Genomic DNA, 21834 nt, shown 5'->3' with positions numbered 1-21834 from the left:
CGTCGCGGCGCCCATTTGAAGCCGCCAGCAGACACCATGAGCCAGGACGCCAGCCAACCCGCCGCCGGAACCGCGGCCAAGAATGCGATGTGGAGCGGCCGCTTCACCGAGTCCACCTCGGCCCTGGTCGAGCGCTTCTCGGAGTCGGTGTCCTTCGACCGCCGGCTGTGGAAGCAGGACATCGCCGGCTCCCAGGCCCACGCCCGCATGCTCGGCAGGGTCGGCGTGCTCGCCGCCGCCGATGTCGAGGCCATCGTCGCCGGCCTGGACGCCATCGCCGCGGAGATCGCCGCCGGCCGCTTCGAGTGGAGTCAGGCACTGGAAGACGTGCACATGAACATCGAGGCGCGGCTCACCGAGCGCATCGGCGACGCCGGCAAGCGCCTGCACACCGGCCGCAGCCGCAACGATCAGGTCGCCACCGACGTGCGCCTGTACGTGCGCGACGGCATCGACGAACTGGTCGGCCTGATCGACCGCCTGGCCGCCGGCCTGCTCGATCTCGCCGAGCGTGAGGCCGACAGCGTCATGCCCGGATTCACCCATCTCCAGGTCGCCCAGCCGGTGACCTACGGCCACCACATGCTGGCCTGGCGCGAGCAGGTGCTGCGCGACAAGGCGCGCCTGCTCGATGCCCGCAAGCGCGCCAACGTGCTGCCCCTGGGCAGCGCCGCGCTGGCCGGCACCGTGTATCCGCTCGACCGCCATTACGTCGCCGAGCAGCTGGGCTTTGACGGCGTCACCGAGAACTCGCTGGACGCGGTCAGCGACCGCGACTTCGCCATCGAGACGGTCAGCGCCTGCGCGCTGCTGCTGGTGCACCTGTCGCGCTGGAGCGAGGAGCTGATCCTGTGGTCGACGCCGATGTTCGGCTTCGTCGCCCTGCCCGATCGCTACTGCACCGGCAGCTCGATCATGCCGCAGAAGAAAAACCCCGACGTTCCGGAGCTGGTGCGCGGCAAGACCGGCCGCGTGGTCGGCGATCTCAATGCCCTGCTGGTGCTGATGAAGGGCCAGCCGCTGGCCTACAACCGCGACAACCAGGAAGACAAGGAGCCGCTATTCGACGCCTTGGACACCGCCCGCGACTGCCTGGCGGTGTACGCCGACATGGCGCCCAACATCGTCGTCAGGCGCGATAACTGCCGCGCCGCTGCCGCCAAGGGTTTCTCCACCGCCACCGATCTCGCCGACTATCTGGTGAAGAAGGGCCTGCCGTTCCGTGACGCCCACCACGTGGTCGGCAACAGCGTCGGCTACGCCGCCAAGCTGGGCAAGGATCTGCCCGAGCTGTCTCTCCAGGAGTTGCAGCAATTCAGCCCGCTGATCGGCGAAGACGTCTACGCCCACATCAGCCTGGACGCCAGCGTCGCCGCCCGCACGACCTATGGCGGCACCGCGCCGGCGCAGGTCAGGGCGGCGATCGCAAGGGCGCGGGCGGCGCTAGCCGGCGGCTAGCCGCGCCGGTAGAAATCCGGCTCGCCGGCCGGGCGCCGGCGGAAGCGCTTGTAACCCCACCAGTACTGCTCCGGGCAGGCACGCACGCACTGCTCCAGGCCGGCATTCATCGCGGCGGTGGAGACCAGCACGTCGGGGTCGTAGATGCCCGCCGGCGCTTCCAGATAATGGCCGATGTAGCCGCGCGCGCCAGGCAGGCGCTCGCCCCACATGAACACCACCGGCGCGCCGGACTCGGCCACCAGCCGGGCGATCAGCGTCGGCGTGTGCGCCGGCACACCGAGAAAGGGCACGAACACGCCACGCCCTTCCGGCGGATCGTGATCGGGCATGTAGTACACGCCCTGGCCCTGCGCCAGCAGCGGCAGCGCGGCGCGGCGCACGCCGGCCTCGGCCTTGACCATGCGGCCGCCAAAGCGACAGCGGCCGCGCAGCGACAAGTCGTTGAGCACGCCCTTCTGCGGCTTGTAGAGGCCGTAGAAGGGATAGCTGGCCGACATCGGGATTGCCACCGCCTCGAAGGCACCCTGGTGCAGGGTCAGCAGGATCACGCCCTTGCCCTGGGCGAAGGCGCGGTCCAGCACCGCGATGTTGCGCCACTCGCGCACGCCCTCGCGCACCGCGCGCGCCGGCCCCAGCCAGACCCGCGCGGTCTCGACATAGGTCATGAATTCCTGCGCCAGCGAGGCGCGGACGATGCGCGCCTGCTCGGCCGCACTCAACTCCGGCAGGCAGCGGGCGATGTTGATCAGGCCCACCCGCTTGCGGCCGGAATTGCTTACCCACAGCAGCCAGCCGATGAAACGCCCCAGGGCTTGCAGGGCAGTCAGCGGCAACCAGGCCAATACGGTGAACAGGACGCGCATCGGCTGGGCTCGATGAGGGCAGGAACTAGGGGCGGCAGCCTAACAGCTTGCCGCCCCTTGTCACTCCACCGGGGAGGGCGCGTCCCCTTGTGCTCAAGCCGCCTGCAGCAGCACCACGCTGCCCTGGCCGCCGTCGGCACAGATGCTGACGATGGCCAGCGTGCCGCTCGGCATGCTGGCAAGCTCCTTCACCGCCTGACTGAGGATGCGTGCGCCCGTGGCACCGAAGGGATGGCCGATGGCGACGCTGCCGCCATTGGGGTTGACCCGTTCGCGCGGGAAGCCGCCCAGCTCGGCGCTGACACCGGCGCGATCCCTGAGAAAGGCCTGGTCTTCCATCGCCTTGATATGGAACAGCACCTGCGCCGAGAAGGCCTCGTGGATCTCCCACAAGCCGACATCGCTGTACCGCAGGCCACGGCGTGCCAGCAGGCGCGGGATGGCGAAGGCCGGGGCCATCAGCAGGCCCTCGTGACGGAAGTCGATGGCGGCGATTTCCCAGTCCAGCAGCTTCACCTTGGGAGTGTTCGCCGGCAGCTTCGCGAGACCGGCCTCGGTGCCGACCCAGATGGCGGCAGCGCCGTCGGTCAGCGGCGAGGAATTGCCGGCGCTTAAGCTGCCCTGGCCGCTGCTGCGGTCGAAGGCAGGCGGCAGCTTGGCCAGTTTTTCGAGCGTAGTGTCCTTGCGCGGGATGCCGTCGCGCTTCGTGTCACCGACCGGGATCACCAGATCGTCGAAGAAGCCGCGCTCCCAGGCGGCGACCGCGTTGCGGTGGCTCTCGTAGGCGGACTGGTCCTGCTCGGCACGGCCGATCTTCCACTCTTTCGCGGTGATCTCGGTGTGCTCGCCCATGCTCTTGCCGGTGGTGCGGTTGGTCACCGCCGGAATAAAGAGACCGACGTCGGCGAGCTTGAGGCTGGCGATATGCTGCAGCTTGTCGCCGATGGTCTTGGTCTTCTGGAACTTGCGCAGCCAGTCCGACAGCGTCTGGCCAAGGCCGATCTGCACCCGGCTCATGCTCTCCACACCACCGACCAGGGCGAGCTGGCGGCTGCTGTCGTTGAGCATGCCGGCGGCCTCGATGGCGCCGATCATGCTGGTCGAGCAGGCCATGATGGTGGAGAAGGCGGTGATGGTCGGCGGTGCACCGGCTTCCATCAGCACCTCGCGGGCAAGATTGCTCCAGGTGAGGTTGGGGACGACGCTGCCCCAGACCGCGAAGTCCAGTTGCGCGCCATCGAGGCGCGCCAGCATGGCCTGCACCACCGGCACCGACAGGGCAATGGCGTCGTGCGCGGCCAGCGCGCCATCGACCTTGGCGAAGGGAGTGCGGACGCCGGCGGCGATCCAGGCTTGCGGCTTGGTAACGGTGCTCATGAGGGAACTCCTGGCGGAAGGGGATGGATCAGGCGGCGCGGCGCAGGCCGCGCACGGCGGTGATGCCGAGGGCAAGGAAGACGACCAGCAGCAGGCCCTGGCCGAGCGCGAAGCCGGGCGACTTGTCGCTGGGCACCAGCGCGTGCAGCGCGGGAATCTTCAGGAAAGCCTGCACCAGCGCGACGAAGGCGTCGAGGTAGATCGCGGCCGCCAGCGTCGCGCCGTAGGCGCTGCGCCAGCCGCCGGCGAGCTGCCGGCCCCAGCGCGCGTAGACGGTCACCGTCAGCAACAGCAGCGACAGGATGCCGAAGGCATGCGAGGGCAGGAACTTGATGAACGGAAAGCCGAAGCCGGTGGCACTGGTCAGCAGCAAGAGCACGACGGTGGCACCGGCCAGGCCCGGCAGGGTCTTGCCGGCTTTCCAGCCGAACAACAGGGGCAGGCCGGTGAGCAGCGCGGCGAGGCTGATCAGCACATGGATCAGCGTGTAGGTTTGCAGGTCGAACATGGCGGACTCCTTTCGCTATTCGTAGGGGCTGGCTTCACTGCTTGTAGCGCGGAGCCGCCTGGCTGAGTGACAGCCGTGGCGCCATCTGCAGGCGCGCCGCGGTGTAGGCCTGCCAGTCGGCGGGATCGGGCAGCGAGGGAATGCTGATCAGCTCGCCCTGATCGAGACCGGCGAGCGCGGCATCGACCATTTCGTCCACCTCCATCAGCATCTCCTTGGGCAAGTGATCGACCGCCGCGCCCCAGATGGCGGTGCGGGTCGCGCCCGGCAGCACCGCCTGCACGCGCACGCCGTGCGGCCGGAGTTCTTCCTGCAAGGCCTGGCTGAAGTTGATGAGGTAGGCCTTGCTGCCACTGTAGACGCCGTTGAAACGCTCCGGCAGCAGGGCGGTGACCGAAGCGATGTTGATGATGGTGCCGGACTGCTGGGCGATGAAGCCCTCGGCGGCAGCCAGCGCCAAGCGGGTGGGCACGATGCTGTTGAGCTGGAGCATCGCCTCCAGCCGGTCGGGGTCGGCGGCGATCATCGCGCCGGTCACCGCCACGCCGGCGTTGTTGACCAGGATGCCGATGCGCTCGTCGCCGCGCAGCTGGGTCTCCACGGCGGCGAGATCGGCGCGCTGGCCGAGATCGGCGATCACGGTCTCGACACGCACGCCGGTCTGCTCGCGCAGCCGCTGTGCCACCGCCTCCAGACGGACGCGGTCGCGGGCGACCAGGATCAGATCGTGGCCGCGGCGGGCCAGGCGGTCGGCGTAAACGGCACCGATGCCGGAAGAGGCGCCGGTGATGAGGGCGGTGCCGGGCTGGGTGGTGGGGCTGCTCATGGGACGATCTCCGAGGCGTGGTGCCTGGCGCGGCTGCCGGGCTTGGAGACAGCTTGCGCGGCGAGCACGCGGCGCGGAATCAGCGCCCGCGCAAGCTCACTTTGCAGATTTGCAGGGATCCGCCCGGCGTCGGCGTGCGGTGGAGACTGGCTGCGGCGGCGACCACGAACTGGCAAGCTGATTGCGCGGACTCGCCAGCCAATCCGCCAGGACCTGCCGCATGAGCGCCTCCGACCTTGACTGGAACGACATCCCGCTTCTGCTGGCGCTGGCCAAGGCCCGCAGCATGAGCGCGGCGGCGCGCGAGCTGGGTCTGGATGTCTCCACCATCAGCCGCCGTGTCGCGGCGGTGGAAGCGAGCATGGGCACCCGGCTGTTCATCCGCAGCAACCGCGGCTACGAACCCACCGATGCCGGTGCCGTGTTCGTCGCGCACGCCGAGCGGGTGCTGGGCGAGGTGCAGGCGCTGCGGCTGGAAACCCGCGCCGAGGCCGAGGGCGTGCAGGGGCCGGTGCGGCTGACCTCGGTGGACGCCTTGTTCGACCACTGGCTGATCGCGCGGCTGCCAGAGTTGCTGCAAGCCCACCCCGGCTTGCAGGTGCAGCTGCTCGCCGACAACCACAATCTTTCCTTCACCCGCCGCGAGGCCGACTTCGCGCTGCGCCTGGGGCAACCCACCGAAGACGCGGCGCTGCGCATGCGCAAGGTCGGCACGCCCGGCTTCGCGGTGTATGGCGCGGCGCGCTTTGCCGGCCTGCCGCGCGAGCGCTGGGGCGAGCAACCCTGGCTGGGCTACGGCGAGGAGCTGGCTGGCACCCCGGAGATGCAATGGTTGCGGCAGCTGCAACCCGAGCCGCGCCAGGTCTTGCAGGTCAGCAGCCTGAGCAGCTTGATCCGCGCCTGCGAAGCCGGCCTGGGACTGGCGCTGCTGCCCTGCCTGTTGGGTGAACCATCGGAGCTGCATCGCCTGAGCAGCGGCGTGGAGCTGCGTCGAGAACTCTGGCTGCTCTCGCACCGCGACGCCGCCGGCATCCGCCGCTTCCGCGTGGTGGCCGACTGGTTGCAGCAGCGCCTGCTGGCCGACGCCCAGCTATTCGCCGGCGACTAGCTCGCGCCTGCGCCGCCGGGAAACAGGCATAAAAAAACCGCGCCCGAGGGCGCGGTTTTTTGTTGCAGCGTCTGATTTAGACGGCGCGGATGCGCGTGGCCTGCATGCCCTTCATACCGCGGGCGGCCACGTATTCAACCTTCTGGCCTTCGGTGAGGGTCTTGAAGCCCTCGCCCTGGATTTCCTTGAAATGCGCAAAGAGATCTTCGCCGCCAGCCGAGGGGGTGATGAAACCGAAACCCTTGCTGTCGTTAAACCACTTCACGGTACCGATGGAGACGTCGCTCATGTTGTTTCTTCCTAACTTGATACGGGCAAAACCGCCCGCTGGGCTTGTGCACTCAAGAAAGAAAGCTCGTGAAGTAAAGACAACCGTGAGGACGGAAGTGTTAACGCAGGACTCTAATGCTTGACGTACAGCGGCGTGGATCATGCGCGCTCCGAGGGGCCTTGTCGAATCCGCGGCGGGTAAAACCCGGGGATTCACAGCATTTCACCGACCGTTGGTCAGCTCGATTGCCGCCGCCGGGGGCCTGCTATAGCCCGGCGGCGGGGCCAGTTCATTGGTGTTCCGGCGGGAGCCGGATCAGCTCATTTGTCTTCCGGCGGTAGCCGGATCAGCTCACTTGTCTTCCGGCGGTAGCCGGAAGACCGGCAAGCGCAGGTTCCAGACGATGGCGGCGATGCGCAAGCTGAGGATCGCCAGCATGCCGGCGCCGGCGGCCAGATTGCTCTCCATTCCCAGGCCGATCAGCAGCACGTACAGCGAGCAGCCGAGGATGATCGCGGTGGCGTAGAACTGGCCCTGGCGGAAGATCATCGGGATGTCGTTGCACAGCACGTCGCGCAGCAGGCCGCCGAAGCTGCCGGTGATGACGCCCATCACCACCGCGATCACGCCGTCGTGGCCCAGCCCCAGGGCGATGCGCGCACCGGCGATGCCGAACAGCGCCAGACCGAGGGCGTCGGCGCTCTCCAGCACCCGCTCGGGGATGCGGCGGCTGCGGGCGTAGAGCAGGGTGAAGGCGGTTGCGGCCAAGGCCGCCTGCAGGTAGGAGGGGTTGGCGATCCAGAACACCGTGCGGTCGAGCAGCAGATCACGCACGGTGCCGCCGCCAATGGCGGTGACACCGGCGACCACCGCCACGCCCAGCCAGTCGAACTGCCGGCGGCCGGCGACCAGGGCACCGGCGATGGCGCTGGCGGCGACGCCGATCAGGTCCAGCCACTGCCCCAGCGTGCTCATGCCGAGCGCGTGCGCAGCCAGTCGGCGGCCAGCTTCCAGGTGGTGGCGGGCGCCTTGCTGCCGGCGAACACGCCGGCGTGCCCACCGGGAGCCAGGGCGAAGCGCTTGTCGGCGCTGGCGACGATGTCCATCACCTTGCGAGCCGCTTCGACGGTAACGATCTTGTCGCCGGTACCGGCGATGGCCAGCAGCGAGGCGTCGATGCGGTCGAGCAGGGACTCCTGGTCCTTGCCCAGCGCCACCCGGCCCTTGGAAAGCGCGTTGTCCATGCCCACCCGCACCACGAAGTCCTGGACGATGCCGCCCGGATAGGCGTGCATCTGGTTGAACCAGGCCGCCATGCTCTGGTGCTGCACCACGTAGTCGCGATCCCAGAGGTTCATCAGCAGATCGACATAGCTGGTGAGCGTGCCTAGCGGATTGGTGAGCTTGAACGCCAGCGAGGACACCCAGCCAGGCACGTTGAGCCGCGCCGGGTCGAGCTTGTGGATGCGAAAAGCCGTGTAGCGCCGCACCAGCTTGATCGGCCCGCGCATCGCCGACAGCAACTGGCCGGCGACGCCGATCTGGTGCATGTCGATGGGACTGGCGATGGTGACGATGTTCTTGACCTGGCGGTCGTGCGACCAGCCAGCGTAGATCAGGCAGAACAGGCCGCCCATGCAGTAGCCGAGCAGCGACAGGCTTTTCAGCCGAGCATGGCGGCGCACCGCGGCCAGCGCTTCCGGCAGCAACTGGGTGGTGTAGTGGGCCAGCCCATAGGCGGAGTGGTCACGCTCCGGGCTGCCGAAGTCGACCAGATACACCTTGTAGCCCTGGGCGAGCAGGTAGCGCACCAGGCTGCGCTGCGGCAAGAGGTCGAAGTTGAGCGGGTCGGCGGCCAGCGGCGGCACCAGCACCACCGGCACGCGGTAGGGCTTCTGCCGCACCGGGATGCTCTGGCCGCCGATCTCGATCTGCTCCTCGGCTAGCGGCAGGTAGTGGCGCACCGACAGCAGGCCATGTTGATGGATCAGCTCGTAGGGAGTCTGGTCGGAGGCAACGAAGCTGCTGGCGTCGCTCAGGCGCTCCACCGCATGCGTCAGCCACAGTGTGGCGCGCTCGGCCTGCTGGGCGAGGCGGTCGGGGATGCGGTCAGTCAGGGGCATGGGGATTGTCGTTTGGCCCCTGGCCCGCAAAGGGATGGTGCCGAGGGTGCGTGCCACAATTCTACCGAGACCTCACCCGCCGCCCCGCCATGAACAGTCCCCACACCGCGCCCGTCATCCTCGACACCGTCGAAGCCGCCGTCGATGCCCTGATCGCCCGACTGGGCAGGGACCTCCGCATCGGCCTGCCGCTGGGGCTGGGCAAGCCGATCGAGCTGGTCAACGCGCTCTACGCCCGCGCCAAGGCCGACCCGACGCTGTCGCTGACCATCCTTACCGCGCTGTCGCTGGAAAAGCCGGCGCCCGGCTCGGAGCTGGAGGCGCGCTTCCTGCAGCCCTTCATCGACCGGGTGTTCGGCGACTGCCCCGACCTCACCTACATGCTCGACCTGCGTGCCAACCGGCTGCCGGCCAACGTCCAGGTCAAGGAGTTCTTCTTCAAGCCCGGCAGCAATCTCGGCAACGCCCACGCCCAGCAGCACTACATCAGCACCAACTACAGCTTCGCCGCGCGCGATGTCTTCAACCAGGGCTGCAATGTGGCGGCGCAGATCGTCTGCAAGCGGGAGACGCCAGAAGGCACCCGCTATTCGCTGTCCTGCAACCCCGACACCAGCCCGGAGCTGATCGAACTCCTGCGCCAGAGCGGCCGGCCGCATGCGGTGGTCGGCCTGGTCAACCAGAACCTGCCGTTCATGGGCCGCGATGCCGAACACGGGCCGGAGCTGTTCCACTTTCTGGTCGACCACCCGCGCTACACCACCACCCTGTTCTCGACACCGAAGATGGCGGTATCCACGCCGGACTACGCCATCGGCCTCTACGCCGCCAGCCTGGTGCGTGACGGCGGCACCCTGCAGATCGGCATCGGCGCGCTGGGCGATGCCATCGTGCATGTCTTGCAGGCACGCCATGGCAGCAACGCTCTGTTCCGCGAGGCGGCGCAGAGCCTGGGCGTGATCGCCGAGCACGGCGCGCTGATCGAGCGCTGCGGCGGCCTGGCCCCCTTCGATCAGGGCCTCTACGCCGCCACCGAGATGTTCGTCGACGGCTTCTGGCAACTGCTCAAGAGCGGCATCCTCAAGCGCAAGGTCTACGACCATTGGGCGCTGCAGCAGCTGGTCAACGAAGGTCTCTGCCAGCCCGAGCAGCTCGGGCCGCCGCTGCTGGATCAACTGGCGGCGCTGGGGGTCGGCAAACTGGAGCAAGCCGAGTTCGCGTTACTGCAGCGGCACGGCGTGTTCACCGACGCCTTGCGCTGGCAACAGGCGGAGCTGCTGCTGCCGGACGGCAGCCGGGTGCCGGCCGATCTCGGCGACGCCGCCATCCGGCAGCGGATCGCCAGCCAGGGCCTGGGCCACGCGCTGCGCGATGGCGTGGTGCTGCACGGCGGCTTCTTCCTGGGACCGCGCGACTTCTATCAAGGCCTGCACGACATGAGCGAGGCAGAGCGCCGGGAGATCTGCATGATCGGCGTCAACAAGGTCAACCAGCTCGACCTCAACCCGCGGCTGTACCGGCTGCAACGCCAGCACGCGCGCTTCATCAATACCGGCCTGATGGCGACACTCTCCGGCGCGGTGGTCAGCGATGGCCTCGCCAACGGCCAGGTGATTTCCGGCGTTGGCGGCCAGTACAACTTCGTGGCGATGGCGCACCAGCTCAACTCGCCGACCGCCGGCGGCCGCTCGATCCTGCTGGTGCGCGCGGTGCGCGACAAGGAGGGAAAGACCTCCGAGCCCTCCTCCAACGTCGTCTTCAACTACGGCCACTGCACCATTCCGCGCCACCTGCGCGACCTGGTCATCACCGAGTACGGCATCGCCGACCTGCGTAGCAAGACCGACAGCGAGGTGGCCAAGGCGATGCTCAACCTCGCCGACTCGCGCTTCCAGCCGGCGCTGCTGGCGGAGGCGCAGCGCGCCGGCAAGATCGAGGCCGGCTACCAGATTCCGCCACAGTTCCGCGACAACACCCCGGCCGCGCTGGAGCAGAAGCTGGATCGCTTCCGCAGCCAGGGCCTGTTCCCCGCCTTCCCCTTCGGCACCGATCTGACATCCGAGGAGATCCGGCTCGGCAAGGCTCTCCGCAGCGTGAAGAAGCGGGCTGCCGAATCGCCCAAATGGTTGCTGGCACTGCAAGCGCTGCGCTTCAAGGACGTGCCGGATGCGGCGCGGCCCTACCTGGAACGCATGCAGCTCACCCAGCCCCACAGCCTGCAGGACAAGGTGGTGCGCATGCTGCTGGTGCAGGAACTGAAGCTGGGCTGAGCCGCCAAAAAAAGAAAGCCCCGGCATTGCCGGGACTCTTTCACCGACCCGAACCCGCTTCAGCTCGGGAACGGCACGCTGGCGTAGGTGCGCGCCGCAAAGGCCGCGTACTCGGCCCGGCTCAGGCCGGCCTTGGGCCGCAGATAGGCCTGCTTGGCGCCCGCCACCTCGCGAATCTCGGCGTCGAGAATGCCGAGTTGCAGGGCGACGGCGAGGTGGCCGCGCAGCGCCGGGTCGATCTCGCCGGCGTCCATCACCGGCACCGTGTTGCCGTCGGCATCGGTCACGCTCAGCGCCGCGGAAGGGTCGATGGCCTTGGCGGCGGCCTCGTGGCCGGTAGCCTGCACCAGGGCGTAGGCGACCTGTTCGCGGCTGGCGGCGGCACCGGCGTTGAAGCTGGCGCCGTCCAGCAGCATCAGCGGCGCCGATTCCAGGCCGAGATCCATGAGCAACTGACCTTTGCGGGTCACCGCCTCGGAAGCCAGTGAGAGCAGCGCATTGTCGGCGGCATCGGCGAACTTGGCGGTGCCGGCGATGGCGCGGGTCTGGCGCAGGCCCCATTGCATGAGGTATTCGGCGAGCAGGCCACGGGTGAGCGGCGCATCCGGCTCGAACTTGGCGCCGGCGCCATCGACCAGGCGACGCGACACCGCGAACAGTACCTGCTGCTCCAGGGGATGGCCGGCCACATCATCCACGCCCACTGGCGCACCGGCCAGGAACTGCTCGACCTTCACCTCAGCAGTAGCCGGCGGCGCGACGCCATTGCTCATGCCGGTCGGGTCCAGCGCCACGCCGGAGACCGAACCGATGCCACGCATCTGCACGGTCCAAGTGCCGGCCATGCCTGGCGCGGTGGCGGCGACGTTGGCGCCCAGCACCGGCAGGGCGATGCCGGAGCCGTAGCGGTTGCCGGCGGGGTCAGTCAGCAGCACCGCGCAGGTGCACACCGGGGCATCCGGCATGGAGTACTTGGCGACCACCAGGGCAGTATCGGCGCCCACCTCGAATTCCTGCACGGTGCTGAGCGCACCGGTGGGTTCGAAGATCAGCGAGTAGGTCTCGCTCTTACTGCCGGCATAGCCGGTGGAGGCAAAGGCACCGCGCAGCAGCTTGTTGGCGGCGCCGTAGTCCTTGCGCAGGTTCAGCGCCATCGCCAGGGCGGCTTCGACATTGGCGAAGCCGGCACCGGTCTCCCAGGCCGCGTAGCCGGGCATGTTGGTGGCGCTGGCCTTGAAGATCGGCTTGATCTCGCGCCAGGTCAGCGCCGGATTGGCTTCCAGCAACAGCGCGGTGAGGCCTGCGAGGTGCGGCGCCGCCATGCTGGTGCCGGTCTTGTGGGTGTAGTACGGGATCTGCTCCAGCGGGATGTCACCGGCGGCGATGTCGGCCTCGGTATCCAGCGGCGCGAAGGGATCGGCGGCAATGGCGCGGGCGGAGATGATGTCGGTGCCCGGGGTCACCACGGTCGGGCGGTCCTCGACGATCATCTTCTCGCCATCGACCTCGACTTCGTAGACGCCGCCGCTGAGCCGGCCGCGCGAGCTGCTCGGCGCCAGCAGGCCGGTCTTCTCGCCGTTGCCGGCGGTGAGCACCCAGGGCGCCTTCTTGAAGTTGCCGGTGATGGTGCCGTGGCCGGAGCCGGAGTTGCCGGCCGAGAACACCACCAGAACACCACGGTCAGCGAGCGCCTTGGTAGCGATGTTGGTGGGGTCTTCCGGATCGAAGCAGGTGTCGACGTCACCGGTGTTGCCGAAGGAGTTGGTGACGATGCGCAGGTTGTATTCCGGGTGCGTATCCAGCGTCTGCATGGCGTAGTCGAAGCCGCCGATGGTGTCGAGCACCAGCAGCACCGCGCCGGAGCCATAGCCGATCAGGCTGGCGCCCTTGGCGGCACCGGCGAACTTGCCGTCGGAGGCCGTGCCGTCGCCGGCGGCGATGCCGGCGACATGGGTGCCGTGCGAACCGCCGAGGTCGGTGTTGGGTACCCCCTCGGTGGGCGTGAACGGGAACATCTTGCGATCGACCAGGCCGAGGTCGAGCAGGCCCTGCAGATTGGTGTGACCCTGCACGTTCTCGATGACCTTGGTGCCGAAGGCGAGGTCGGGATGCAGGCCATCGACGCCGGAGTCGTTGACCAGGATGGTCACGCCCTTGCCGGTGATCGGCTCGCCGGCGGCGTTCCGCAAGTCCGGCGAGGCCTGCGCCTGCTCGACCGAGCTGAGCCTGCGGGCGACGTCGTCGTCGTAGCTGAGGCGGTCGTTGAAGCGCACCGAGCGCACGCCCGGCAGCTTTTGCAGCGCCTGGATCTGCGCCTTGGTGGCGATCAAGCCGGCGATCGGCAGCTTCTGCATGAACACGCCGCCGAGGCCCAGGCCTTCCAGCAACTTGAGCTGTGGCGCCGCCAGTGGCCCACGGCCCTCGAAGCTGACGATCACCGCGGCGGTCTCGGCCGGTCCCAGCAGCGCCAGGCGCTGCTCCATCACGGTATTGGCGTCGATGCACTGCTTGGCGACGAGGTCCGCCGGAGGCGGGGTGAGCGGCTCGGGAGTGACTGCGGTTGCTGGATCTTCACTACCGGCGCCGCAGGCAACGAGCAGGGGCAGGAGCGAGGCGGCAAGCGGGCCAGCGCACGAACGTGGAAACAGACGCATGAAACTCTCCGGACTAGGACCGGAGAATTAACGGCTCAACCGTAACCTGGTTTACCCGTCAGGAAAGACCAATGCCGGGATTTCAGACGCGGCCGGCCGGCGGCCCCTGCGCCACCACCGACTCGTGGATGTAGGCCGGCTTGCCGCTGGCGAGATCCAGCACCTCGTACCAACCCAGGTGCTGAGGCACCAGTCGACCTAGCCGAACCTGACCGGCCGGGACCATCGCGCTGGGCGCAGCCTTGAACGTAGGCGCATCACGCAGCACCGCACGCTTGAGCACGGTGAGCTGATAGCTGGGCTGCGCACGCGGCGTCGTGGCGATGCCGGCCGCCGCCAGCTTGACCGGCGCGGGCTTGCTGACCACCGCCGGCTGAACCACCACCGGCCTGGCGACCGCGGCAGCAGCCGGCCGGTTCACCACCGGCGTGGCGAGCACCGGCCGCGCGGCGGCGCGCACCTGGGCTTCGATGACCGCAGCCTCGCGCTGGGCCTGCTGGGTCACCAGCGCCGCCAGCCGGGCACAGGAACCTTCCTGCACCGAGCGCCGCTTGACGCCGGTGATGAGCACCCCGCGCTGCTCGTAGGGACGGTCATAGACCAGTTCGATGATGCTGCGGCAACGGGCGTCGCCCAGCGCCTGCACCTCGGCCGAGCCACTGACCTCTTCTTCGCTGGTCAAGGCCACCCGCAGCGCGCGGGCGGTGCCAAACAGGCCGCGCACCGCATCGGCCTGCAAGCTGGCCGCGACCGTCAGCAGGGCATCGTTGGCCAGCGCCAGCCCGGAAGGGGCGGCCAGGCCGAGCGCGAGTAGCGCTTGCAGGAGGGAACGGCAGGCCATAATTAGGAGTACCTGACGAAAGGTTCGGGTGGAGTATGCCGCCGCTCATCCGACTACACCACGCCGCCCATCGATTTTGCGAGAGGTAAATTTTTACTCAGGCCAGGTAGGTGTAGCCGCTCAAGCCGGCCTCCAGCTCCGCCAACAGGGCGTCGCGGCTTGCTTCCGGCAAGGCCGTCGCCGCCAGCTTGCGGCGGTAGCTTTGCGCCAGCTCCTCCGGCGCCAGATGCACGTAGCGCAGCAGCTCGTCGGTGCGGTCGCCCTGCTCGGGGTCGTCGAAGCGCCAGCCGTCGGCTGCCGCCGCATCCAGCACCACGTTAACGGCGTTGGTGTCGCCGAACAGGTTGTGCATATCGCCGAGGATTTCCTGGTAGGCACCGACCATGAAGAAGCCCAGCAGATAGGGCTCGCCGCTGCGCAGGGCATGCACGGCCAGGGTCGGGGTGAGCCCTTCGCGGTCGACATAGCTGTCGAGCCGGCCGTCGGAGTCGCAGGTGAGATCGCAGAGCCGCGCGCGCAGTTCCGGCGCCTCGTCGAGGCGGTGGATCGGCAGGATCGGGAACACTTGGTCGATCGCCCAGGCATCCGGCACCGACTGGAACACCGAGAAGTTGCAGAAATACTTGGCGCTGAGCCGCTCGCGTAGCAGCTCCAGCGCCTCGCGGTGGGCGCGCACGCTGGCGTCCAGCAGCGGAATCACCGCGCGGGCGGTGGCGTGGGTGGCCTGCTCGGCCCAGGCGCGGCCGGCGAGGCTGAGCTTGCCTTCGGCGTACTGGGCGTGCGCCTCGCCCAGCAGCGCGTCGGCCTCGTGCAGGCTTTCCAGTGGGCCGCGCTCGACGAGTTCGTGCAGGCAGTCCCACAGCTCGTGCAGCACCGGTGCCGCGTCGGCGGCCGGCGCGCTCAGGCGGGTTTCGGGGATCACCTCGCTGTCGACCACGTTGGCGATCAGCACCGCATGGTGAGCGGTGAGCGCGCGGCCGGACTCGCTGATGAGATCGGGCTCGGGCTCGCCGGCTTCGGCGCAGACTTCCTGCAAGGTGCGGACGATCGAGCGCGCGTACTCGCGCAGGCCGTAGTTCATCGAACAATGCGAGCGCGAGCGGGTGCCTTCGTAGTCGACACCCAGGCCGCCGCCGACATCGACCACCGCGATCGGTGCGCCGAGCTTGCGCAGCTCCACATAGAAGCGCGCCGCCTCGCGCATGCCGCGCGCCACGTCCTGCACATTGGCGACCTGCGAGCCGAGATGGAAATGGATCATGCGCACCGCCGACTCCAGGCCGGCGTCGCGCATCATCTCCAGCGCCTGCAGGATCTGCGGGGTGGTGAGGCCGAACTTGCTCTTCTCGCCGCCAGTGTTCTGCTGGGTGGACTCGCTCATGTTGGCCAGGCGCACGCGCAGGCCGATCAGCGGCGCCACTTCCAGCCGCTGCGACTCCTCGATCACCAGCGGCAGTTCGCTGAGCTTCTCGACCACGATGTAGACCTTATGGCCGAGCTTCTGGCCGATCAGGGCGCGGCGGATGTAGGCGCGGTCCTTGTAGCCATTGCAGACGATGACGCTGCCCGGCCGCGCCAGGCCCAGCACCGCCGCCAGTTCCGGCTTGCTGCCGGCCTCGATACCGACCCGCTCGCCGCCGTGTTCGAGGATGGCCTCGACCACCGACTTCTGCTGGTTGACCTTGATCGGATATACAGCGGTGTAGCGACCGCGGTACTCGTATTCGTGGATCACCTCGGCAAACGCCCCGGTCAGCGCATCGACGCGGTCACGCAGGATGTCGGTGAAACGCACCAGCACCGGCAGCTCCAGGCCCTCGCGCGGCAGCCGTGCCGCCAGCGTCGCGAGATCCACCGCCGGACCGGTCTTGAACGGCCGCACGGTCAGGTTCCCGGCCGGGTTCACGTCCACATAGCCTTCGGACCATTGCGGGATGTTGTAGAGAGCGCGCGCTTGACTGGGCTGCCAACTCATGGGGGTAACCTGATAGCCTATTCGGCGGGGAAGTGGGAGCAGTTCAGCGCTCTGGAGCATCGCTGCGGCGTGCGTAGGGTAGCGGCTGGCGCCGCCACTGCAAGCACGCGTCAAGGAAGACGTATTTCGCGCGCCCCGGCGCGGCCTTTTCTTCCAATCCATGAACGCGGCCTGGCGGCGATGATTCAACACCGTAGCGATATCGACGGCCTGCGCGCCCTGGCCGTAGGCCTGGTGGTGCTGTTCCATCTCGGCCTGCCGGTACACGGCGGCTTCGTCGGCGTAGACGTGTTCTTCGTCATCTCCGGTTATCTCATCACCTCCATCCTGTACGGCGACCTGGAACGCGGCCGCTACTCGCTGCTGGAGTTCTACCAGCGCCGCGCCCGACGCATTCTGCCGGCGCTGCTGCTGGTGCTGTTGTGCAGCAGCCTCGCCGCGCTGTGGCTACTGCTGCCGCCGGCCCTGCGCAGCTTCGGCCTGAGCCTGGGCAGCACCGCCCTGTTCGTCTCCAATTTCTACTTCTGGATCGATACCGGCTATTTCGCCGCCGCCGCCGATTCGCGGCCGCTGCTGCACACCTGGTCGCTGGCGGTGGAAGAGCAGTTCTATCTGCTGTTCCCGCTGCTGCTGGCGGCCCTGCACCGGCATCTGCGCCCAAGACTGCGCGGCCTGCTGGCGCTGCTGGCCCTGGCCTCGCTGCTCTACAGCGAGTGGCTGCGCGCGCAGGCGCCAGCCAGCGCCTTCTACCTGCTGCCGGCGCGCGCCTGGGAGCTGCTGCTGGGCTCGCTGCTGGCGCTGGGCGCAGTCCCCGCAGTCAGCTCGCGCGGCCTGCGCGAGGTGCTGGGTCTCTTGGGCTTGGCCGGCATCCTTGGCAGCGCGCTGCTCTACAGCGAGCGCACGCCCTTCCCCGGCTTCTCGGCGCTGGCTCCCTGCCTGGGAACCGCCCTGCTGATCCACAGCGGCGCGGCGCGCGACAGCCTCGCCTATCGCTTGCTGTCGCTACGGCCGCTGGTGTTCCTGGGGCTGATCTCCTACTCGCTCTATCTCTGGCACTGGCCGCTGATCGTCTATTTCCAGCAGGGGCTGCTGGGCGATTTCGGTTACCCGCAGAAACTGGCCTTGCTCCTGGTGGCGCTGGTCTTGTCGACGCTCAGCTGGCGCTACGTCGAGACCCCGTTCCGCCGGCTCGACCGCCAGCGCTGGCCGGCGCGCCGGTTGCTGAGCGTCTCCGCGCTCGCCTTGCTGGTCACCAGCCTGATCGGCGCAGGCCTGCTCTGGAACGGCCTGCCCGGACGCTTCCAGCCGCCGGTTCCGGCCATCGCCGCCTGGCTGGAATACCAGCCGGGCGAGCAGTTTCGCAGTGGCCGCTGCTTTCTCACCTCCTACCAGACCGGCCTGCGCGACTACGACCACGCGGCCTGCCTGGCGGAAGACCCGACCAAGCCGGAGGTGCTGCTGATCGGCGACAGCCACGCCGCCCATCTCTGGCAGGGGCTGGCGACGCAGCTGCCCGGCATCCATCTGCAGCAGGCCACCGCCTCCGGCTGCCTGCCGCTGCGCCACGGTCAGGGCGAGCGGCGCTGCACCGAGCTGATGGCGGAGATCTTCGAGCGCCATCTGCCGGCGCATCGGCCGGCCGCCATCCTGTTGTCGGCGCGCTGGCGCAGTACCGCCATCGACGAGCTGGTGCAGACCGTCCGCTATCTGCAGCAGTACAGCCCCCGGGTGCTGGTGCTCGGCCCGATCAACGAGTACCGGGCGCCCTTGCCGCAACTGCTGGCCCTGGGCCTGCACCGCGGCCAGCCACAACTGCCGCTGACGCAGCTGAGCCCGGCGCCTTTCGAGGTGGATACCGCGCTGGCCCGGCGGCTGGCCGCCGAGAATCTGCCCTATCTGTCGGCCATCACCCGCACCTGCCCGGACCGCCTCTGCCGCCTGCTGAGCCCGGAGGGCAGCCCCCTGCAATTCGACTATGGCCATCTGACGCCGGACGGCGCCCGCTGGCTGGCCGGGCAATGGCGCGAGAGCGGCGCACTGGACTATTGAAGGCTGGCCGTCATGGGCTTGTCAGGCGGTCGGCCCTATACTCGCGGCCCCGCAATTTCCGCTGCAAGGAACACCGCCATGTCCCTCGACCAGACCTGGGTCACCGAAGCCATCGACGCCACCGGCACCGCCTTCGCGCTCAAGGGCAAGAAGCTGCACGAGGAGCAGACGCCGTACCAGAAGATCGAGATCTTCGAGACCGAAACCTTCGGTTACCTGATGACCATCGACGGCTGCACCATGGTCTCGACCCGCGACAACTTCCTCTACCACGAGATGATGTCGCACCCGGCGCTCAATTCGCACCCGAACCCGGAGACGGTGGTGATCGTCGGTGGCGGCGATTGCGGCACGCTGCGCGAGGTTCTGAAGCACGGCGAGGTGAAGTCCGCCACCCAGGTGGAGATCGACGAGCGGGTGACCCGCTTGTCCGAGCAGTATTTCCCCGAACTCTGCGACAAGAACGGCGACCCGCGCGCCACGCTGTTCTTCGGCGACGGCATCCAGTGGATGAAGGACGCCGAGCCCGGCTCCATTGACGTCATCATCATCGACTCCACCGATCCGGTCGGCCCGGCGGAAGGCCTGTTCGGCAAGAAGTTCTATCTCGACTGCATCAAGGCTCTGAAGCCCAATGGCATGCTGGTGCAGCAATCGGAATCACCCTTGCTGCATCTCGAACTGATCAAGGAGATGCACAAGGCGATGAAGGAGGCGGGCTTCGCCGCAACCACCATGCTGCACTTCCCGCAGGTGATCTATCCCAGTGGCTGGTGGAGCGGCTCGATCGCGCTCAAGCAGGCGGCACCGCTGGCCGAGCGTCTGGATCAGGCCGACGCGCTCGACACCCAGTTCTACAACCGCGAGACCCACAAGGCGGCGTTCGCGCTGCCGACCTTCGTCAAGAAAGCACTCGCCGCTCTCTGAGGCGGCGTCTGCCGGCCATTAGCGCACGTTAGGAGCCTTGGCGGTTTCGCTACGTGCGACGGCCAACAGCTCCTCGTAGATGAGTCGCGGCGCGTCGTGGCGGCAGTAGTAATCGCGAGCCTGTTCAGCTTCGGCCCGCTCCAGTGCGATCTGCCGCTCGGATAAGCGATAGACGTTGCCGGCCGGGTCGCGACCATAGAATGCGCTGGCCTGGGCGATGCCGGCCGCGCGTTCGCGCAGATCGGCGCAGCGGCGCTCCACTTCCACCACCAGTTCGGCCGGCGCGGTGGCGGTGGCCTCACCAGCGATGAAGCGGCGGGCGATGCTCTGGCGGGTCAGTCGCTCGGCCAGGCGGCTCTGGTCGTCGAAGTGCACCACGCCTTGCGCGTCCACCCATTTGTAGACACTGCCGGCCGCGCTGGCGGCCAGCGGCAGCGCCAGGCCCAGCAGCAGGCAGGCGCCGCGCCGCATCAACTGCCCTCGCAGGCAGCCTGCACCTGCTCGCGGGTCAGGGTGAGCAATTTCTGGCGTTCGGTATCGGTGTAGGTACGCTGCTTGCCGAGGGCATCGGTTTCAGTAATCGTGGAAGCTGACTCGTAGGTAGTCAGCCGCTCGCGCAGGCGGGTGCACTCCGCGGCCTTGGCGTCCGCATCGGCATCCGGTTTGGCGACACCGGTCACGCCGCTACCCGGCTTCACCAGCACCTGCTCGGACTTCGGCGCCGCCACATCGCTGTAATGCACGCGGCCTTTTTCATCGATCCAGCGGTAAGTCTTGGCTTCGCTGGCGTACACGGCGGGCAGCAGTTGCAGCGTCAGCAGCAAGGGCAGAACCAGAAACTTGCGGACCATGAGCAGTCTCAGCGGAAGGTGACGACCCGAGTCTAGCGCAGGGCGCAGGCGCCTAGCCTGGGTAGAATCCTCGCATGCGCTTGAGCACCCTACTGCTGGGCTCCCTGAGCCTGCTCGCCCTCGGCGGCTGGGCCTGGGACTACCAGACCCGCGAAGAAGCGCGGCTGCGGCTGCGGGTGCTCGCGGCGCAGCTGGAGCCACTGGGCCAGCTCAGCTACCAGAATCTGCGCGCGCACCCCTGGGGGCAGGGCAGCGCCGAGCAGCTGCGCTTGCTGCTGAGCGCGGACGGCGCCCGCCGGCTGGGCCGGCCGATCGGCAGCGAGCTGCGGGTCGACCGCGTCGAGGTCAGCCGCTATCGCGAATCCGCCACGCAGATTCCGGAGCAATTTCAGCTGCGCCTGCACGGCCTGCACTGGCCGTTGGCGCAGACGCCGACCACCGGTGCCGAAATCATCGATCCAGCCGAGCAACCACTGCCCAGCGCCGGCGAGCTGGGCTATCGCGAGCTTCGTGTCGATGGCGAGCTGCGGCTGCAATACCTCTTGGAGCAGCGCGCGCTGCAGCTGAGCTTCGCGTTGCACGACCCGGCGGCGCTGGCACTCCAGGGCCGGGTCGGCCTGCGCACCGGGCCGGAAATCTTCCGCGGCGAAAGCCAGACGCTGGAACTGAGCCGCTTGCAGTTGGACTACCGGGATCTGGGCCTGCTGAGCAAGCTCAAAACCCTGCTCGCGCTCCGCGGGCGGGTCAGCGCCGGCGGCCTCGATCAGGCCTTGCTGGCGCGACTGGATCGCGAAACCCGGCAGCGGGGCCTGCGCTGGCGCGATGGCGACTACGCCGTGCTGGAGACCTTCATCCGCGAGCCCAAGGCGCTGCGCCTGCAACTGGAGCCGCCGGGTCGGTTGCAGCTGCGCAATCTGCCGCTGTATGCCGAGGCCGATCTGCCGGCGGTGCTGGGCCTGGAGCTGGCGCTGCCGCCTGCCGAAGCGCCGCCGCCATCGCCGTGAGTGCGTGGACAGGGCGGCCCTGCCCGCTACAGCTGGCACCCGGCGACTACGCCTGGTGTGCCTGCGGCGAAAGCGCCACCGCGCCCTTCTGCGATCAGCGCGAGGGCTGCACGCCGGTACGCTTCAGCCTGCGGGCTCGGCGCAATGTCGAAACCCACTGGCTGTGCGCTTGCCGGCGCACCAAAACTGCGCCGTTCTGCGACGGCAGCCATAACAAGAAAGGCCGCTGAAGCGGCCTTTTTGCTGTACCAGGAGGGGACTCAATCTGCTTCAGACCGCCTCGACGCCGGTTTCGCCGGTGCGGATGCGCACCGTCTGGTTGAGGTCGTAGACGAAGATCTTGCCGTCGCCGATGTTGCCGGTCTTGGCCGATTTCAGGATCGCGTCCACGACCTTGTCGACCATCTCCGGCGCCACCGCCACTTCCAGCTTGACCTTGGGCAGCAGGTCGACCTGGTATTCGGCGCCGCGATAGAGCTCGGTATGTCCCTTCTGCCGGCCGAAGCCGCGCACCTCGGTCACGGTCATGCCCTGCACGCCCAGATCGGCCAGCGCCTCGCGCACGGCGTCGAGCTTGAACGGCTTGATGATGGCGATGAGCATTTTCATGACGAATCTCGGCGAAGTCGGGCTGGAGTTCGCAGTTTAAACCGTAAATCCTGTAGCCACGGGGGCATTTCGCGACCAGCGTAGCCAATGCGGCGACGCGCGACAGGCACAAAAAAG

The 21834-nt window shown here is 68.2% G+C and carries 20 protein-coding genes; 7 read left to right on the top strand and 13 right to left on the bottom strand.

Going from position 1 to position 21834, the window contains the following annotated elements; translation table 11 throughout:
- Positions 1-36: 36 nt before the first annotated feature.
- On the top strand, positions 37-1458 hold the full coding sequence (argH, locus tag AC3WT6_RS03805; protein ID WP_492652231.1) for an argininosuccinate lyase: 1422 nt from the start codon (positions 37-39) through the stop codon (positions 1456-1458).
- Here argH and AC3WT6_RS03800 read toward each other — a convergent pair.
- The 4 genes from AC3WT6_RS03800 to AC3WT6_RS03785 form a co-directional block, all read right to left on the bottom strand.
- Positions 1455-2324: a lysophospholipid acyltransferase family protein gene (locus AC3WT6_RS03800; protein ID WP_492652230.1), complete on the bottom strand. Its 870-nt coding sequence runs from the start codon at positions 2322-2324 to the stop codon at positions 1455-1457. The genes argH and AC3WT6_RS03800 overlap by 4 nt on opposite strands.
- 93 nt (positions 2325-2417) lie before the next feature.
- Positions 2418-3701 carry an acetyl-CoA C-acyltransferase gene (locus AC3WT6_RS03795; protein WP_492652229.1) on the bottom strand — a complete coding sequence of 428 codons (1284 nt, stop codon included), beginning with the start codon at positions 3699-3701 and terminating at the stop codon, positions 2418-2420.
- A 28-nt stretch (positions 3702-3729) separates the two neighbouring features.
- Positions 3730-4209, bottom strand: coding sequence for a hypothetical protein (locus AC3WT6_RS03790; protein ID WP_492652228.1), 480 nt, complete (start codon positions 4207-4209; stop codon positions 3730-3732).
- 34 nt (positions 4210-4243) lie between these two features.
- Positions 4244-5035, bottom strand: a complete 792-nt coding sequence (locus tag AC3WT6_RS03785; RefSeq protein ID WP_492652227.1) for an SDR family NAD(P)-dependent oxidoreductase — start codon at positions 5033-5035, stop codon at positions 4244-4246.
- 220 nt (positions 5036-5255) lie between these two features.
- On the opposite strand from AC3WT6_RS03785, the gene AC3WT6_RS03780 reads away from it, so the two are divergent.
- Positions 5256-6143, top strand: coding sequence for a LysR family transcriptional regulator (locus tag AC3WT6_RS03780; RefSeq protein ID WP_492652226.1), 888 nt, complete (start codon positions 5256-5258; stop codon positions 6141-6143).
- A 76-nt stretch (positions 6144-6219) separates the two neighbouring features.
- Here AC3WT6_RS03780 and AC3WT6_RS03775 read toward each other — a convergent pair whose 3' ends face one another.
- From AC3WT6_RS03775 to AC3WT6_RS03765, 3 genes are all read right to left on the bottom strand, one after another.
- Positions 6220-6432, bottom strand: a complete 213-nt coding sequence (locus AC3WT6_RS03775) for a cold-shock protein (RefSeq protein ID WP_123210365.1) — start codon at positions 6430-6432, stop codon at positions 6220-6222.
- Positions 6433-6765: 333 nt separating this feature from the next.
- Positions 6766-7389 (bottom strand): trimeric intracellular cation channel family protein, encoded by a 624-nt coding sequence (locus AC3WT6_RS03770; protein WP_492652225.1) that lies wholly within the window; start codon positions 7387-7389, stop codon positions 6766-6768.
- Positions 7386-8537: an alpha/beta fold hydrolase gene (locus AC3WT6_RS03765; RefSeq protein ID WP_492652224.1), complete on the bottom strand. Its 1152-nt coding sequence runs from the start codon at positions 8535-8537 to the stop codon at positions 7386-7388. Before AC3WT6_RS03765 ends, AC3WT6_RS03770 begins: the two co-directional genes overlap by 4 nt.
- Positions 8538-8626: 89 nt before the next feature.
- On the opposite strand from AC3WT6_RS03765, the gene AC3WT6_RS03760 reads away from it, so the two are divergent.
- Entirely contained in the window at positions 8627-10807 is a 2181-nt protein-coding gene (locus tag AC3WT6_RS03760) for an acetyl-CoA hydrolase/transferase C-terminal domain-containing protein (protein WP_492652223.1), read from the top strand.
- Between the two features lie 59 nt (positions 10808-10866).
- On the opposite strand, the gene AC3WT6_RS03755 is transcribed toward AC3WT6_RS03760, so the two are convergent.
- The 3 genes from AC3WT6_RS03755 to speA form a co-directional block, all read right to left on the bottom strand.
- Positions 10867-13461 (bottom strand): S8 family serine peptidase, encoded by a 2595-nt coding sequence (locus tag AC3WT6_RS03755; protein WP_492652222.1) that lies wholly within the window; start codon positions 13459-13461, stop codon positions 10867-10869.
- 82 nt (positions 13462-13543) lie between these two features.
- Positions 13544-14302, bottom strand: coding sequence for a hypothetical protein (locus AC3WT6_RS03750; RefSeq protein WP_492652221.1), 759 nt, complete (start codon positions 14300-14302; stop codon positions 13544-13546).
- Positions 14303-14399: 97 nt separating this feature from the next.
- Positions 14400-16277: a biosynthetic arginine decarboxylase gene (gene speA, locus AC3WT6_RS03745; protein WP_492652220.1), complete on the bottom strand. Its 1878-nt coding sequence runs from the start codon at positions 16275-16277 to the stop codon at positions 14400-14402.
- 180 nt (positions 16278-16457) lie between these two features.
- Here speA and AC3WT6_RS03740 point away from each other — a divergent pair, with 180 nt between their 5' ends.
- Positions 16458-18326 (top strand): acyltransferase family protein, encoded by a 1869-nt coding sequence (locus AC3WT6_RS03740; protein ID WP_492652219.1) that lies wholly within the window; start codon positions 16458-16460, stop codon positions 18324-18326.
- Between the two features lie 78 nt (positions 18327-18404).
- Positions 18405-19253, top strand: a complete 849-nt coding sequence (gene speE, locus AC3WT6_RS03735) for a polyamine aminopropyltransferase (protein WP_492652218.1) — start codon at positions 18405-18407, stop codon at positions 19251-19253.
- A gap of 18 nt (positions 19254-19271) precedes the next feature.
- On the opposite strand, the gene AC3WT6_RS03730 is transcribed toward speE, so the two are convergent.
- Together AC3WT6_RS03730 and AC3WT6_RS03725 are read right to left on the bottom strand one after the other, a co-directional pair.
- Entirely contained in the window at positions 19272-19724 is a 453-nt protein-coding gene (locus AC3WT6_RS03730; RefSeq protein WP_492652217.1) for a DUF4124 domain-containing protein, read from the bottom strand.
- Complete coding sequence (locus tag AC3WT6_RS03725) at positions 19724-20104, bottom strand: DUF4124 domain-containing protein (RefSeq protein WP_492652216.1); 381 nt, start codon at positions 20102-20104, stop codon at positions 19724-19726. The genes AC3WT6_RS03730 and AC3WT6_RS03725 overlap by 1 nt, the downstream gene beginning before the upstream one ends.
- 74 nt (positions 20105-20178) lie before the next feature.
- Between AC3WT6_RS03725 and AC3WT6_RS03720 the strand changes: the two genes are divergently transcribed.
- Together AC3WT6_RS03720 and AC3WT6_RS03715 are read left to right on the top strand one after the other, a co-directional pair.
- On the top strand, positions 20179-21108 hold the full coding sequence (locus AC3WT6_RS03720; protein ID WP_492652215.1) for a hypothetical protein: 930 nt from the start codon (positions 20179-20181) through the stop codon (positions 21106-21108).
- Positions 21105-21338, top strand: a complete 234-nt coding sequence (locus AC3WT6_RS03715) for a CDGSH iron-sulfur domain-containing protein (RefSeq protein ID WP_492652214.1) — start codon at positions 21105-21107, stop codon at positions 21336-21338. Before AC3WT6_RS03720 ends, AC3WT6_RS03715 begins: the two co-directional genes overlap by 4 nt.
- Before the next feature lie 40 nt (positions 21339-21378).
- Here AC3WT6_RS03715 and AC3WT6_RS03710 read toward each other — a convergent pair whose 3' ends face one another.
- The gene (locus tag AC3WT6_RS03710) at positions 21379-21717 is read right to left on the bottom strand and encodes a P-II family nitrogen regulator (protein WP_492652213.1); all 339 of its coding nucleotides are present in this window, start codon (positions 21715-21717) and stop codon (positions 21379-21381) included.
- Positions 21718-21834 lie beyond the last annotated feature (117 nt).

The sequence above is a fragment of the Stagnimonas sp. FW305-C-60 genome (assembly GCF_058782965.1).
Note: the sequence above shows the minus strand (reverse complement) of the source record. Positions and strands in the feature narration are given on the sequence as shown.

Bases quoted from the DNA above. Each gene is read 5' to 3' on its own strand.
- AC3WT6_RS03795 (WP_492652229.1), bottom strand. From the start codon at position 3,701: ATGAGCACCGTTACCAAGCCGCAAGCCTGGATCGCCGCCGGCGTCCGC.
- AC3WT6_RS03785 (WP_492652227.1), bottom strand. From the start codon at position 5,035: ATGAGCAGCCCCACCACCCAGCCCGGCACCGCCCTCATCACCGGCGCC.
- AC3WT6_RS03770 (WP_492652225.1), bottom strand. From the start codon at position 7,389: ATGAGCACGCTGGGGCAGTGGCTGGACCTGATCGGCGTCGCCGCCAGC.
- AC3WT6_RS03710 (WP_492652213.1), bottom strand. From the start codon at position 21,717: ATGAAAATGCTCATCGCCATCATCAAGCCGTTCAAGCTCGACGCCGTG.
- AC3WT6_RS03790 (WP_492652228.1), bottom strand. From the start codon at position 4,209: ATGTTCGACCTGCAAACCTACACGCTGATCCATGTGCTGATCAGCCTC.
- AC3WT6_RS03740 (WP_492652219.1), top strand. From the start codon at position 16,458: ATGATTCAACACCGTAGCGATATCGACGGCCTGCGCGCCCTGGCCGTA.
- AC3WT6_RS03775 (WP_123210365.1), bottom strand. From the start codon at position 6,432: ATGAGCGACGTCTCCATCGGTACCGTGAAGTGGTTTAACGACAGCAAG.
- speA (WP_492652220.1), bottom strand. From the start codon at position 16,277: ATGAGTTGGCAGCCCAGTCAAGCGCGCGCTCTCTACAACATCCCGCAA.
- AC3WT6_RS03760 (WP_492652223.1), top strand. From the start codon at position 8,627: ATGAACAGTCCCCACACCGCGCCCGTCATCCTCGACACCGTCGAAGCC.
- AC3WT6_RS03755 (WP_492652222.1), bottom strand. From the start codon at position 13,461: ATGCGTCTGTTTCCACGTTCGTGCGCTGGCCCGCTTGCCGCCTCGCTC.
- AC3WT6_RS03780 (WP_492652226.1), top strand. From the start codon at position 5,256: ATGAGCGCCTCCGACCTTGACTGGAACGACATCCCGCTTCTGCTGGCG.
- speE (WP_492652218.1), top strand. From the start codon at position 18,405: ATGTCCCTCGACCAGACCTGGGTCACCGAAGCCATCGACGCCACCGGC.
- argH (WP_492652231.1), top strand. From the start codon at position 37: ATGAGCCAGGACGCCAGCCAACCCGCCGCCGGAACCGCGGCCAAGAAT.
- AC3WT6_RS03730 (WP_492652217.1), bottom strand. From the start codon at position 19,724: ATGCGGCGCGGCGCCTGCCTGCTGCTGGGCCTGGCGCTGCCGCTGGCC.
- AC3WT6_RS03725 (WP_492652216.1), bottom strand. From the start codon at position 20,104: ATGGTCCGCAAGTTTCTGGTTCTGCCCTTGCTGCTGACGCTGCAACTG.
- AC3WT6_RS03765 (WP_492652224.1), bottom strand. From the start codon at position 8,537: ATGCCCCTGACTGACCGCATCCCCGACCGCCTCGCCCAGCAGGCCGAG.
- AC3WT6_RS03720 (WP_492652215.1), top strand. From the start codon at position 20,179: ATGCGCTTGAGCACCCTACTGCTGGGCTCCCTGAGCCTGCTCGCCCTC.
- AC3WT6_RS03800 (WP_492652230.1), bottom strand. From the start codon at position 2,324: ATGCGCGTCCTGTTCACCGTATTGGCCTGGTTGCCGCTGACTGCCCTG.
- AC3WT6_RS03750 (WP_492652221.1), bottom strand. From the start codon at position 14,302: ATGGCCTGCCGTTCCCTCCTGCAAGCGCTACTCGCGCTCGGCCTGGCC.